This is a genomic window from Mesorhizobium sp. M0040, assembly GCF_040323505.1.
Classification (GTDB): Bacteria; Pseudomonadota; Alphaproteobacteria; order Rhizobiales; family Rhizobiaceae; genus Mesorhizobium.
In genome coordinates, this window is the sequence record NZ_JAMYVA010000010.1 from 86,983 (window position 1) to 99,741 (window position 12,759).

The 12,759-nt window shown below is 62.5% G+C and carries 12 protein-coding genes; 6 read left to right on the forward strand and 6 right to left on the reverse strand.

From position 1 onward, the window contains the following. The first annotated feature begins 172 nt into the window (after positions 1-172). The 6 genes from urtA (at position 173) to NKJ91_RS11840 (ending at position 6,367) form a co-directional block, all read left to right on the forward strand. A complete protein-coding gene (urtA, locus tag NKJ91_RS11815; RefSeq protein ID WP_352455694.1) occupies positions 173-1,483 on the forward strand; it encodes an urea ABC transporter substrate-binding protein in 1,311 nt (436 codons plus the stop codon). A gap of 100 nt (positions 1,484-1,583) precedes the next feature. Beyond that, positions 1,584-3,200: an urea ABC transporter permease subunit UrtB gene (urtB, locus tag NKJ91_RS11820; protein WP_352455695.1), complete on the forward strand. Its 1,617-nt coding sequence runs from the start codon at positions 1,584-1,586 to the stop codon at positions 3,198-3,200. After that, positions 3,197-4,429: an urea ABC transporter permease subunit UrtC gene (urtC, locus tag NKJ91_RS11825; RefSeq protein ID WP_352455696.1), complete on the forward strand. Its 1,233-nt coding sequence runs from the start codon at positions 3,197-3,199 to the stop codon at positions 4,427-4,429. The genes urtB and urtC overlap by 4 nt, the downstream gene beginning before the upstream one ends. A 7-nt stretch (positions 4,430-4,436) precedes the next feature. Continuing rightward, positions 4,437-5,183 carry an urea ABC transporter ATP-binding protein UrtD gene (urtD, locus tag NKJ91_RS11830; RefSeq protein ID WP_023674855.1) on the forward strand — a complete coding sequence of 249 codons (747 nt, stop codon included), beginning with the start codon at positions 4,437-4,439 and terminating at the stop codon, positions 5,181-5,183. Positions 5,184-5,253: 70 nt separating this feature from the next. Continuing rightward, on the forward strand, positions 5,254-5,949 hold the full coding sequence (gene urtE / locus NKJ91_RS11835) for an urea ABC transporter ATP-binding subunit UrtE (RefSeq protein WP_126041867.1): 696 nt from the start codon (positions 5,254-5,256) through the stop codon (positions 5,947-5,949). 217 nt (positions 5,950-6,166) lie between these two features. Then, the gene (locus NKJ91_RS11840; RefSeq protein ID WP_023674857.1) at positions 6,167-6,367 is read left to right on the forward strand and encodes a hypothetical protein; all 201 of its coding nucleotides are present in this window, start codon (positions 6,167-6,169) and stop codon (positions 6,365-6,367) included. Between the two features lie 46 nt (positions 6,368-6,413). Here the strand turns inward: NKJ91_RS11840 and NKJ91_RS11845 are convergent, their stop codons facing one another. From NKJ91_RS11845 to NKJ91_RS11870, 6 genes are all read right to left on the reverse strand, one after another. Beyond that, a complete protein-coding gene (locus NKJ91_RS11845) occupies positions 6,414-7,220 on the reverse strand; it encodes a DUF72 domain-containing protein (RefSeq protein WP_352455697.1) in 807 nt (268 codons plus the stop codon). A gap of 28 nt (positions 7,221-7,248) precedes the next feature. Further along, positions 7,249-7,719: a GNAT family N-acetyltransferase gene (locus NKJ91_RS11850; protein WP_352455698.1), complete on the reverse strand. Its 471-nt coding sequence runs from the start codon at positions 7,717-7,719 to the stop codon at positions 7,249-7,251. Beyond that, on the reverse strand, positions 7,716-8,126 hold the full coding sequence (locus NKJ91_RS11855; RefSeq protein WP_352455699.1) for a DUF302 domain-containing protein: 411 nt from the start codon (positions 8,124-8,126) through the stop codon (positions 7,716-7,718). The genes NKJ91_RS11850 and NKJ91_RS11855 overlap by 4 nt, the downstream gene beginning before the upstream one ends. After that, positions 8,126-11,047, reverse strand: a complete 2,922-nt coding sequence (gene uvrA / locus NKJ91_RS11860) for an excinuclease ABC subunit UvrA (protein WP_352455700.1) — start codon at positions 11,045-11,047, stop codon at positions 8,126-8,128. Before uvrA ends, NKJ91_RS11855 begins: the two co-directional genes overlap by 1 nt. 695 nt (positions 11,048-11,742) lie before the next feature. Further along, positions 11,743-12,141, reverse strand: coding sequence for a hypothetical protein (locus NKJ91_RS11865; protein WP_352455701.1), 399 nt, complete (start codon positions 12,139-12,141; stop codon positions 11,743-11,745). Continuing rightward, entirely contained in the window at positions 12,138-12,743 is a 606-nt protein-coding gene (locus tag NKJ91_RS11870) for an ATP-dependent Clp protease proteolytic subunit (RefSeq protein ID WP_352455702.1), read from the reverse strand. The genes NKJ91_RS11865 and NKJ91_RS11870 overlap by 4 nt, the downstream gene beginning before the upstream one ends. Positions 12,744-12,759: the final 16 nt, after the last annotated feature.

Sequence of the window (12,759 nt, forward strand, 5' to 3'; positions counted from 1 at the left end):
AGTGATCTTTTCTCATTTAAAACCTGGCAGGCGAGGTTCATCTCCTGCGGCTAATACATTAACCGACTGACAGGGCTGAGAAATCTCAAACCCTCCGATCTTTCGCCGGTGATTGGCACAGCCGTTGCATGGTCAGTTCCGATGCAGTTAACCAGCTTGGGAGTTTAAAAGTATGAGGGGCAGTTTCTCGACAATAACAAAAATGTTTTCGGCCGGCGTGGTCACCGCCGGCCTGCTGATGAGCGTTCCCGCCAAGGCGGCCGACGACACCATCAAGGTCGGCATCCTCCATTCGCTGTCGGGAACCATGGCGATCTCGGAGACGACGCTGAAGGACGCCATGCTGATGCTCATCGAAGAGCAGAATGCCAAGGGTGGCCTGCTCGGCAAGAAGCTCGAGGCGGTGGTCGTCGATCCGGCTTCCAACTGGCCGCTATTCGCCGAAAAGGCGCGCGAGCTGATCTCGAAGGACAAGGTCGCGGCGGTGTTCGGCTGCTGGACCTCGGTGTCGCGCAAATCGGTGCTGCCGGTGTTCAGCGAACTCGACAACATCCTGTTCTACCCCGTCCAGTACGAAGGCGAGGAGAGCGAGCGCAACGTGTTCTACACCGGTGCGGCGCCGAACCAGCAAGCCATTCCCGCGGTCGACTATCTGATGAGCGAGGACGGCGGTTCGGTGAAGCGCTGGGTTCTCGAAGGCACCGACTACGTCTACCCGCGCACCACCAACAAAATCCTCGAGGCCTATCTGAAGGCCAAGGGCGTCGCTGCGGAAGACATCATGGTCAACTACACGCCGTTCGGCTTCTCCGACTGGCAGACCGAAGTCTCGGCGATCAAGAAATTCGGTTCGGCCGGCAAGAAGACCGCCGTCGTCTCGACCGTCAACGGTGACGCCAATGTGCCGTTCTACAAGGAACTCGGCAACCAGGGCATCAAGGCCGAGGATATTCCGGTCATGGCCTTCTCGGTTGGTGAGGAAGAGCTTGCCGGTCTCGACACCGCGCCGCTGGTCGGCCATCTCGCCGCCTGGAATTATTTCGAGAGCGTCGACACACCCGAGAACGCGAAGTTCATCGCCGACTGGCACAAATTCATCAAGAACGACAAGCGCACCACCAACGACCCGATGGAAGCCCATTATATCGGCTTCAACATGTGGGTGAAGGCGGTCGAGAAGGCCGGCACCACCGATCCGGACAAGGTCATCGACGCCATGGTCGGCGTCTCGGTGCCGAACCTGACCGGCGGTTATTCGACGATGATGCCGAACCATCACATCACCAAGCCGGTGCTGATCGGCGAAATCCAGGCCGACGGCCAGTTCGAAACCGTCTCGCAGACGCCCGGCCTGGTGATGGGCGACGAGTGGTCCGACTATCTGCCTGACTCCAAGGACCTGATCTCCGATTGGCGCGCGCCTCTGTCCTGCGGCAACTTCAACGTTGCCACCGGCAAATGCGGCGGCAAGGGAACCAACTGATCCTCCCGGTCTGTCCTCCCAGACCCGCAAGCCTCCGGGCAGGCTCCTCCTCCAGCCTGCCCGGAGGCGACATTCAATCTTCAAGAGCCACCAGAAACCAATGATCCTGATCCGCGCGATTGGCCTGATGCTGCTCCTTCTCCTGGGGACGCTGCTGCCGTCGAACGCCAGCGAAGCAGATCTGCGCGTGGTCATAGCCAAATTCGCCACCGCCGCCAATTTTCCGGCGATAGAAGCCGTGGTGCGGGAGCTTGCGGCTTCCGGCGATCCGGCCGTAGAACGGCCGCTTGCCGCGCTTGCGGAGGGCAGCCTTTACGTGCGCAAGGCCGATTCACTGGTCTTTGTCGGCAAGGAGAGCGGCGACGGCATCGAGCTGCTCGATGCGCTTACCGGCGAAAGATCGGGCGAAGCTGCCAAGGCCGACATCAGCAAGATCAAGGTCAACAACACGCTGCGCCGCGTCATTCGCGATGCATTGGGCACACTGACGCTTGGCTCCAAGGATCCGGCCGTGCGCATTGCCGCCGCCGACACAATGTTCAAGACGCCGGACGCGGCAAACATCGAGCCGCTCGACACCGCGATCGCAAATGAGAGCGTGGCAAGCGTCAAGGCGCTGCTAGAACAGGCCCGCGCCGCATCGATTCTCGTTTCCGACTGGCCAGAGGCCGACAAACTGGCGGCGATCGCGCTCATCGGTGCGCGCGGCGACCGCGATGCGGTGTCGCTGCTCACGTCGGTAGAGGCCAATTCCGAAGGTGCGGTGAAGGACGCGGCGACCGCGGCGATCCCCAACATCAATTCGACGCTGGCGCTGTGGGATGCCGGCCAGAATATCTGGTACGGCATATCGCTTGGATCGGTGCTGCTGCTGGCGGCGATTGGCCTGGCTATCACCTTCGGCGTCATGGGCGTCATCAACATGGCGCATGGCGAGATGGTCATGCTCGGCGCCTACACGACCTTCGTCGTGCAGGAGGTTATCCGTAATTCCTTTCCCGGTCTGTTCGACTGGTCGCTGGTCATCGCCCTGCCGCTGGCCTTCCTGGTGGCGGCGCTCGTCGGCCTTGTCATCGAGCGCGGGCTGATCCGCTTCCTCTATGGACGGCCGCTGGAGACGCTGCTGGCGACATGGGGTGTGTCGCTGATCCTGCAGCAGGCCGTACGCACCATCTTCGGGCCGACCAACCAGGAGGTCGGCAACCCGTCCTGGATGTCCGGCTCGTTCAATATCGGCCAGCTTGCCGTGACCTGGAACCGGCTCTGGATCCTCGTATTCGCGCTCGGCGTGTTCGCTGTGCTGCTCTACGTGATGAAACGCACGCCCTGGGGGCTGCAGATGCGTGCCGTCACCGCCAATCGCCGCATGGCCGCCTCGATGGGCATCAGGACGCCGTGGGTGGACGCCCTGACGTTTGCACTCGGCTCCGGCATTGCCGGCATCGCCGGTGTCGCGCTCAGCCAGATCGACAACGTCTCGCCCAATCTCGGCCGCGGCTACATCATCGACAGCTTCATGGTTGTCGTTTTCGGCGGTGTCGGCAATCTCTGGGGCACGCTGGTCGGCGCCTTCTCGCTCGGCATCGTCAACAAGTTCCTCGAGCCTTATGCCGGAGCGGTGCTCGGCAAGATCGTCGTCCTGGTGCTGATCATCCTGTTCATCCAGAAACGCCCGCGCGGTCTGTTCGCGCTAAAGGGCAGGTCGGTGGAAGCATGATCACGGGACGCTTCTTTGCCGCCGGCGCCGACCGCCGCGTCGCCATCACCATCTTCATCCTGCTGGCGGTTGCAATCGTCGTGCCGCTGCTCAATCTTGCGGTCTCGCCGACAAGTGCGTTTTACGTGCCGTCCTATATCGTCGCGCTCACCGGCAAATACCTCTGCTATGCACTGCTCGCCTTGGCGCTCGATCTCGTCTGGGGCTATTGCGGCATCCTCTCGCTCGGCCACGGCGCCTTCTTCGCACTCGGCGGCTATGCGATGGGCATGTATCTGATGCGCCAGATAGGCTCGCGCGGCGTCTACGGCAATCCGCTGCTGCCGGATTTCATGGTGTTCCTTAACTACAAGGAACTGCCATGGTTCTGGTATGGTTTCGACCATTTCTGGTTTGCCGCGATCATGGTGCTTGCGGTGCCCGGCCTACTCGCCTTCGTCTTCGGCTGGTTTGCCTTCCGCAGCCGCGTCACCGGCGTCTACCTGTCGATCATCACCCAGGCGATGACCTATGCGCTGCTGCTTGCGTTTTTCCGCAACGACATGGGTTTCGGCGGCAATAACGGCCTGACTGATTTCAAGGACATTCTAGGGTTCAACGTGCAGGCCGACATGACGCGGTCGGCGCTGTTCGCGGCCAGCGCCGTCATGCTGGCGTTTGCCGTCTTCGTCACCTGGGCAATCGTCGGTTCCAAGTACGGCAAGCTTTTGATGGCGGTGCGCGACGCCGAAAGCCGCACACGCTTTCTCGGCTGGCGGGCGGAGAACGTCAAACTGTTCGCATTCACCGTGTCGGCGGTGATGGCCGGCATCGCCGGTGCGCTTTACGTGCCGCAGGTCGGCATCATCAACCCTGGCGAATTCGAGCCGTCCAATTCGATCGAGGTGGTGGTGTGGGCGGCCGTCGGCGGGCGCGGCACCATCGTCGGGCCGATCATCGGCGCGCTTCTGGTCAATGCCGGTAAATCCTGGTTCACCGGCGTGCTGCCTGAATTCTGGCTGTTTGCGCTGGGCGGACTGTTTGTCGCCGTCACGCTGTTCCTGCCCAAGGGCATCATCGGCATGTGGGATTCCTGGCGCGGCAACGCCAAGGCGCTGCGGGCGGCCTCGGTTGCCGAGGAAGTCGGCATCGATCCCGATGCGCCGGTGCCGCCGAAAACCGACCGCTCGGCGGCGAGAAGGCCGGGCGACTGGTCGGCCTCCGGCGCCGAACCGCAGCCGGCGGAGTGATGGCCTGATGTCGAAGAGCAACACCATCCTCTATCTCGACGGCGTGTCGGTTTCCTTCGACGGGTTTCGCGCCATCAACAACCTTTCGCTGGTGCTCGACAAGGGCGAGATGCGGGCGATCATCGGCCCCAACGGCGCCGGAAAGACGACGATGATGGACATCGTCACCGGCAAGACGCGGCCCGACGCGGGTGAAGTTTTCTTCAACGGTGAGGTCGACCTAACCAAACACGACGAGGCCGAAATCGCCATGATGGGCATCGGCCGTAAATTCCAGAAGCCGACCGTCTTCGAAAGCCACACGATCGAGGACAATCTGATGCTGGCGCTGAAAGGCCCGCGCTCGATCTTCCCGGCACTGTTCCATCGTCGCTCGGCCGCGGACGTGCGGCAGATCGACGACATCCTCGGCATCATTCGGCTTGGCGACAAGCGTGACGAACTCGCCGCCAATCTGAGCCACGGCCAAAAGCAATGGCTCGAGATCGGCATGCTTCTGGCGCAGGATCCGAAGCTGCTGCTGGTCGACGAACCGGTTGCCGGCATGACTGACGCCGAGACCGAGGAAACCGCGCGGCTGCTCAGGGACATCGCGCGCGACCATTCTGTCATCGTCGTCGAGCACGACATGCATTTCGTGCGCGAGCTCGGCGTCAAGGTCACCTGCCTGCACGAAGGCTCGGTGCTTTCCGAGGGCAGTCTCGACTTCGTTTCGGCCGACGAGCGCGTCGTCGAAGTCTATCTGGGGAGATGAACATGGTCTGGCGCGTTCCGTTCCATCATTTCGACCTTTCGTTCTTCACGCGTTGGAGAAAGCGCTGACCATGCTCGAAGTCTCCAATGCCACGCTGCACTACGGCGCTGCCCAGGCGCTGCGCGGCGTCTCGCTGAAGGCCGGCGCCGGCAAGATCACCTGCGTGCTCGGCCGCAACGGCGTCGGCAAGACCAGTTTGATGAGATCGATCGTCGGCCATCACCGGCTGACGAGCGGAAGCGTTGCCTTCGAGGGGAAGGCGCTCGACCGGAGCGCGGCGTATGATCGCGCCCGGTCGGGCATCGCATTCGTGCCGCAGGGCAGGGAGATATTTCCGCTGCTTACGGTGCGGGAAAACCTCGAATCGGGTTTTGCGCCGTTGAAGCGCGCCGATCGCAACATTCCCGGTCACGTCTTCGAATTGTTTCCGGTGCTGAAGCAGATGCTCGCGCGCCGCGGCGGCGATCTTTCCGGCGGCCAGCAGCAGCAGCTTGCCATCGGCAGGGCGCTGGTGATGCGGCCGAAGCTGCTGGTGCTCGACGAGCCGACCGAAGGCATCCAGCCGTCTATCATCAAGGACATCGGCCGCGCCATCCGCTATCTGCGCGACCAGGCCGGTATCGCCGTGCTTCTGGTCGAACAATATCTCGACTTCTGCCGGGAATTGGCCGACGAGGTCAACATCATGGACCGCGGTCAGATCGTCCATACCGGCCCAGCCGAGGATCTCGACCGGGCGGACGTCCGCAAATTCCTGACTGTCTGAATTCTTATTGATTCCGTTACTTTGCAACTCTGGCGCGCTGCAGATTGCGTGCTAGATTTTGCTTGGCCTTGGTGAGTCGGCCGCTTTCCGTACCAGTTCCAATTTGGCAGATCAGGGGAAGGCGCGGGCCGCGCCGGCACGCTTGCGCGCAAGCCGTTCCCTTCCAGCGATCTGTTGTCGTCCAACATTTCGGGTGCTTGGGAGCCAGGGCTAGACGATGGAGCGCTATGTCGAGGACTACCAGAAACGACGGCTCACGGAGCGCGTCGATATCCTGACAGCCATCAACATTCTGAAATCGCAGGGGTATGACCACGACGAACTCATCGCGGAGATCACCAAGGTCTTCTATGTCGACCTCGATGCTTTCAACGAGATCGTCAGGGTTGATCGGCGTCCGGACGAACGCGCCGCATAGCCGGTAGTTTAGGACCAAGCCAGGCGGACCACCGACAGCGGGGGCGTCAGCCTGCGACCCGCTTCATCAGCGCGATGGCGCCGAATGGAGCGCGGACCTTGCCCTCGGTGATGAAGTAGACGAACACATCGCGTGGCTTGACCGGCGCGTCGGTTGAAGGAGCGACACGCGGCAGGTCGGCCGGCACCTTGCCTTCCGCCCAGGTTTTTGCGCGCGCCGCCCATTCATCGAGCGCCTTTGGCGTGTAGCAATCGGGATTGTCGTCGCTGCCGGTCTGCAGCCGGGCATAGATGAAATCGCCGGTGACGTCGGCAATCCCCGGATATTTGGCGTGGTCGGCATAGACGATGGCGGCCTTGTGCTTTCGCGCCAAGGCGGCGAACTCCGGCACGACGAAGCTGTCGTTGCGCACCTCGACGGCGTGGCGCAGCGCAACGCCGTCCTGCTTTTCCGGCAACAGCTTGAGGAAGGCCTCGAAATCGTCCGGGTCGAATTTCTTGGTCGGCGCGAACTGCCACAGGATCGGCCCGAGCTTGTCGCCAAGTGCCGCGACGCCCGACCCGAGGAAGCGCATGATCGATTCCCCGGCCTCGCCGAGCACGCGGCGGTTGGTGACGAAGCGGTTGCCCTTCAGCGAATAGACGAAACCATCCGGCGCCTCGTTGGCCCATTTGACGAAGGTCGGCTCCTTGAAGCTCGAATAATAGGTGCCGTTGACCTCGACAGTGGGCACCTGCCGGCTGGCATAATGCAGTTGCTTGGCCTTCGACAATTTGTCCGGGTAGAAGGACGTGTCCCACGGCTCGAAGGTCCAGCCGCCCATGCCGGCGCGGATTGTTCCTGATTGAGTCATGGTCGTCCTCCCGGTTTGCAGAAAAGGATCACGCGATGGCGGTCGTCTCGACGGCTTTCGCCATGTCGACGACCGTCCATCCTGGCCGATATGGATTGGGCCGGCGACCCGTTTCGCGAAAGCCGTAGGCCTTATACAACGAAACGTTCCGTTCCATTCTGGCATTGGTGTAGAGTCGGATTTCAGGCAAGCTCCACAGGCGCGTCTGTTGCTCGGCCCAGTCGAGCAGCCCGATGCCGAAACCCTTGCCCTGAAAGGCGGGCGCAACGGCGACGCTGAAGATCATTGTATGGTCCGCATGTCGTTCGAGAACGATCAAGCCGGCCGGCTTTCCGTCGTGCTCCGAAAGCCAGACCTCGCCGCGTTCGATGCGCGGCGCATAATCCTCGGTGACGGGGATCGGCGGCGCTCCGAACAGGGCAGTGTAGGGCGCGTAGGCGTCGGTGGTGAGCGAGATCACCGTGGGGAGATCATCGGCCCGAGCGGCTCTCATGATCAAAACTGGCCCGCGCCGACAGCGGCCGCAATCACCTTGTCCATGCCGGCCGCTATCGCGGCGACGGCATTGCGACTGGCGTCGCCCAAGCCGTGGCGCTCAGCGAGCCAGTGCGCGTCATTGCAGGAGAGCCAGACCTTGCCTTGCTCGTCCTCCCAAGCCAGTGCCTTGACCGGCAGATCGATGCCGGCAAGCTGCCGGTCCTGCATCAGCGGCGTGCCGCCTTTCGGGTTGCCAAAAATCAGAAGCTGGGTCGGACGCAGGGAAGCTTCGACACTGCGCGCACCGGCGGCGTGGTCAATGCGGGCGAAGACCAGCAATCCTGCACGTTCCACAGTCCCGACCAGGCGATCGATCGTTTCGGCCACGCCGAAGCGGCTTTGGACCGTGATGAGACCGTTCTTTGCCATCACTCCGCCGCTTCGCGCTTGCCTCCGGGGCGCCGCTCCAGCAAGTCCCTCAGGAACTGCCCGGTATAGCTGCGTTTTTCGCGGATGATGTCCTCAGGCGTGCCGGACGCTACCAGCTCGCCGCCGCCGTCACCACCTTCGGGGCCAAGATCGAGCACCCAGTCAGCGGTCTTGATCACCTCTAGATTGTGCTCGATGACGACGACCGTGTTGCCCTGGTCGACCAGCTCGTGCAGCACTTCAAGCAGCTTGGCGACGTCGTGGAAATGCAGGCCCGTGGTTGGCTCATCGAGAATGTAGAGCGTCTTGCCGGTCGCCTTGCGCGACAGTTCCTTGGCCAGCTTGATGCGCTGCGCCTCGCCGCCCGACAAAGTCGTTGCCTGCTGGCCAACATGGATGTAGCCGAGGCCGACCCGTTTCAGCGTCTCCAGCTTGTCGCGCACACCGGGCACGGCGGCGAAGAAATCGACGCCTTCCTCGACCGTCATGTCGAGAACGTCGGCGATCGACTTGCCCTTGAACAGGACGTCCAGTGTCTCACGGTTGTAGCGCTTGCCGTGGCAGACGTCGCAGGTGACGTAGACGTCTGGTAGGAAGTGCATCTCGATCTTGATGACGCCGTCGCCCTGGCAGGCCTCGCAGCGGCCGCCCTTGACGTTGAACGAGAAGCGCCCCGGCTGGTAGCCGCGCGCCTTGGCCTCCGGCAGGCCGGCGAACCAGTCGCGGATCGGCGTGAAGGCGCCGGTGTAGGTGGCGGGGTTGGAGCGCGGGGTGCGCCCGATCGGCGACTGGTCGATGTCGATGACCTTGTCGAGGAATTCCAGCCCCTCGATGCGGTCGTGCTCGGCCGGATGCTCGCGCGAGCCCATGATGCGGCGCGACGCCGCCTTGAACAGGGTCTCAATCAGGAAGGTCGACTTGCCGCCGCCGGATACGCCGGTGACGGCGGTAAACGTGCCGAGCGGGATTTCGGCGGTGACGTTCTTCAGGTTGTTGCCGCGCGCGCCGACGACCTTCAGCCGGCGGTTCTTCTTGGCCTCGCGCCGAACCGCCGGCGTCGCCACTTCGAGCTCGCCCGACAGATACTTGCCGGTGATCGAGGCGGGGGTCGCCATGATCTGCTGCGGCGTGCCCTGCGCGATGATGTGGCCGCCATGGATGCCGGCCGCCGGGCCGATATCGACGACGTAGTCGGCATGCAGGATGGCGTCCTCGTCATGCTCGACGACGATGACCGTGTTGCCGATGTCGCGCAGATGCTTCAGCGTGTCGAGCAGGCGGGCATTGTCGCGCTGGTGCAGGCCGATCGACGGCTCGTCGAGCACATAGAGCACGCCGGTCAGGCCGGAGCCGATCTGCGAAGCCAGCCGGATGCGCTGGCTCTCGCCGCCCGACAACGTGCCGGAGTTGCGCGACAGCGTCAGATAGTCGAGACCGACATCGTTGAGGAAGCGCAGCCGCTCGCGGATTTCCTTGAGCACGCGCACCGCAATCTCGTTCTGCTTGTCGTTGAGCGAAGCGGGCAGATCGGTGAACCACTGGTCGGCCTTGCGGATGGACAGCTCGGTGACCTCGCCAATGTGCTTGCCGGCGATCTTGACCGCGAGCGCCTCGGGCTTCAGCCGATAGCCGCGGCAGGCCGGGCAGGGCGTGGCCGACATGAAGCGCTCGATCTCCTCGCGCATCCAGGCGGATTCGGTTTCCTTCCAGCGGCGCTCGAGATTGGGGATGACGCCCTCGAAGGTTTTGGTCGTTTTGTAGGAGCGCAGACCGTCATCATAATGGAAGGTGATTTCGCGCTCGCCGGTGCCGTGCAGGACGGCTTGCCTTGCCTCCTCGCTCAAATCCTTGAACTTGTCGCCGAGCTTGAAGCCATAGGCAACGCCCAGCGCTTCCAGCGTCTGCGCATAATAGGGCGAGGTCGACTTCGCCCACGGGCTGACGGCGCCGGCGCGCAGCGAGACATTCTCGTCGGGCACGACCAGGCTGGCATCGATGGCGCGTTGGCTGCCGAGCCCGTCGCAGGTCGGGCAGGCGCCGAACGGATTGTTGAAGGAGAATAGCCTGGGCTCGATCTCGGGAATGGTGAAGCCGGATACCGGGCAGGCGAACTTTTCCGAGAACAGCATGCGTTCATGCGTCTCGTTCTTCGATTTGTTGACCGAATCCTCGCCGGTCTGGCTGGCGTCGAGCGGCTTGTCGGCAAATTCCGCCACCGCCAGCCCGTCGGCCAGCTTCAGCGCGGTCTCGATGGAATCGGCGAGCCGCGTCGCCAGATCGCCGCGCACGACGATGCGGTCGACGACAACGTCGATGTCATGCTTGTACTTCTTGTCCAGCGCCGGCACGTCGGCGATCTCGTAGAAGACGCCGTCGACCTTGACGCGCTGAAAACCTTTCTTCTGCAGCTCAAGCAGTTCCTTGCGGTACTCGCCTTTGCGGCCGCGCACCATCGGCGCCAGGATGAACAGCCGAGTGCCTTCCTCGACCGCAAGCACCCGGTCGACCATCTGCGAAACCGTCTGGCTCTCGATCGGCAGGCCGGTGGCCGGCGAATAGGGGATGCCGACGCGGGCGAACAAAAGCCGCATATAATCGTAGATCTCGGTGACGGTGCCGACCGTCGAGCGCGGGTTCTTCGAGGTGGTTTTCTGCTCGATGGAGATGGCCGGCGACAGGCCGTCGATCTGGTCGACGTCCGGCTTCTGCATCATTTCGAGGAATTGCCGCGCATAGGCCGAAAGGCTCTCGACATAGCGGCGCTGGCCCTCGGCATAGATGGTGTCGAAGGCAAGCGACGACTTGCCGGACCCCGACAGGCCGGTCATGACGATCAGGCTGTCACGCGGCAGGTCGAGATCGACATTCTTCAGATTGTGTTCGCGTGCCCCGCGAATGGAGAGATATTTATGGTCGGCCATCGCCGGTCGCCGCCTCAGAATCTGGAATTCGTGGGATGGGCGGGTTTTCCCGACCATCCCCTATGTAGGCAATTTCGCCGCCTTTTCGAGAGACGCCACAACTCTCGACCAAAGCGTTTAACCGCCTTTCGCGCGAACGGGCAAGCGGAAAGAACAAAGGCCGAACACGCTCCTGACAAAAGCTGCCCGTGGGGCCGGCTTCCCAAGCCGTCTCGCGATCACATTTTTCGGTAATCGGCTATTCAAGGTTGACGTCCCTGCACCGTGGGGGCAGACTCCAGACGTCAACGAAGCCGGCCGTCTTTCGATGGCCTCGCGGCCTGGGGCTAGCCTGCGAGACGCCGCGGGTTATGCGATGAGCGCTTCGACGACGACAGTCGCAACCAACAGAAGGAGAGCAGAGGCATGACTCCACCGGATTGTTCGTTGAGGCTCCACGTGTCGCTGGAGCCGCGGCAGGTATAAGTGGCCAGGGTCAGGCGTTTTCGCTGCCCGCCAAACGGACCTGCTGATCCCCATAAAATCAGAGACTGCTAGTCGGATCGTCGGCTGAATGCCGCGAAGCATCCGAATAAAAAGCCGGCAGTACACTCCCGGCAATTTGGATTTCAGATCCAAGAAGCCCCGTCAGTTGCAAAGGCAATGGCGGGGCTGTTCGTTTGAAGCGCAATATTTGTGGTTCACACCAGGCGAACTTAGCGGCTGGAGGGCCTGATCCCGCCGGTAGCGACATCGATGGTGATGCTACCGGAAATCCGAACGTCGGTATCGCCGATCTTGAAGGTGCCGTTGCCGCTGCCTGGAGCCACATCGTCAGGCTCAGGCCGCGGCGCTGGCTCGGCGATGCGATAATCGCTGGTCACACCGGGCAGGGCGCCCTTTTGCGAAGACGTTGAATTATCTTGGGCAAGTGCCATACCCACCAGCATGTTCGTGCCGGCAACGGTAGCGATGGCAAGGCATAACAGGCTGGATGAGCGGCTGGCGGTCATCACCGGACTATAGTGCCGCGATAGCGTCAAGACCAGACCGATGGCGCTGAAATTGCGGGCGCTCAATCGCCTCAGTTCCGTCCGCCGGCCCGGCACGTTCATGCGGCCTGCTTGCGAGTGTCGAAAACATGGTCGACGAGGCCCCAATCCTTGGCCTCCTGCGCGGTCATGAAAAAGTCGCGGTCGAGCGTGCGTTCCACTTCTTCGTAGGTGCGGCCGCAATGGCGGGCGTAAAGATCGGTCATGCGCCGCTTGGTGCGAAGGATGCCCTCGGCATGGCGTTGGATATCGGAGGCCTGGCCCTGGAAACCGCCGAGAGGCTGATGCAGCACGATGCTGGTGTTGGGTAGCGCGATGCGCCGCCCCGGTGTGCCGGCCATCAAAAGGAACGAGGCCATCGAGGCGGCGAAGCCCATACAAACCGTGGAGACCGGGCAGCTGATATACTGCATCGTATCGTAGATCGCGAAACCGCTGGTCACCACGCCGCCCGGCGAGTTGATGTAAAGCGAGACCTCCTTGTCGGGATTGTCGGATTCCAACGACAGAAGCTGGGCGCAGACCAGCGCCGAGGTGCCGTCATCGATCGGGCCGTTGATGAAGACGATTCGCTCGCGCAGCAGCCGCGAAAATATGTCGAAGGCACGTTCGCCGCGGCTCGACTGCTCGATCACCATCGGCACCAGATTGGCAAGGCCGCTCATCGGTTGTCTCCGTTGA

What these genes read in the sequence shown, in the direction of transcription:
- urtA (WP_352455694.1), top strand. Translation starts at nt 173, where the DNA reads ATGAGGGGCAGTTTCTCGACAATAACAAAAATGTTTTCGGCCGGCGTG.
- urtB (WP_352455695.1), top strand. Translation starts at nt 1,584, where the DNA reads ATGATCCTGATCCGCGCGATTGGCCTGATGCTGCTCCTTCTCCTGGGG.
- urtC (WP_352455696.1), top strand. Translation starts at nt 3,197, where the DNA reads ATGATCACGGGACGCTTCTTTGCCGCCGGCGCCGACCGCCGCGTCGCC.
- urtD (WP_023674855.1), top strand. Translation starts at nt 4,437, where the DNA reads ATGTCGAAGAGCAACACCATCCTCTATCTCGACGGCGTGTCGGTTTCC.
- urtE (WP_126041867.1), top strand. Translation starts at nt 5,254, where the DNA reads ATGCTCGAAGTCTCCAATGCCACGCTGCACTACGGCGCTGCCCAGGCG.
- NKJ91_RS11840 (WP_023674857.1), top strand. Translation starts at nt 6,167, where the DNA reads ATGGAGCGCTATGTCGAGGACTACCAGAAACGACGGCTCACGGAGCGC.
- NKJ91_RS11845 (WP_352455697.1), bottom strand. Translation starts at nt 7,220, where the DNA reads ATGACTCAATCAGGAACAATCCGCGCCGGCATGGGCGGCTGGACCTTC.
- NKJ91_RS11855 (WP_352455699.1), bottom strand. Translation starts at nt 8,126, where the DNA reads ATGGCAAAGAACGGTCTCATCACGGTCCAAAGCCGCTTCGGCGTGGCC.
- uvrA (WP_352455700.1), bottom strand. Translation starts at nt 11,047, where the DNA reads ATGGCCGACCATAAATATCTCTCCATTCGCGGGGCACGCGAACACAAT.
- NKJ91_RS11865 (WP_352455701.1), bottom strand. Translation starts at nt 12,141, where the DNA reads ATGAACGTGCCGGGCCGGCGGACGGAACTGAGGCGATTGAGCGCCCGC.
- NKJ91_RS11870 (WP_352455702.1), bottom strand. Translation starts at nt 12,743, where the DNA reads ATGAGCGGCCTTGCCAATCTGGTGCCGATGGTGATCGAGCAGTCGAGC.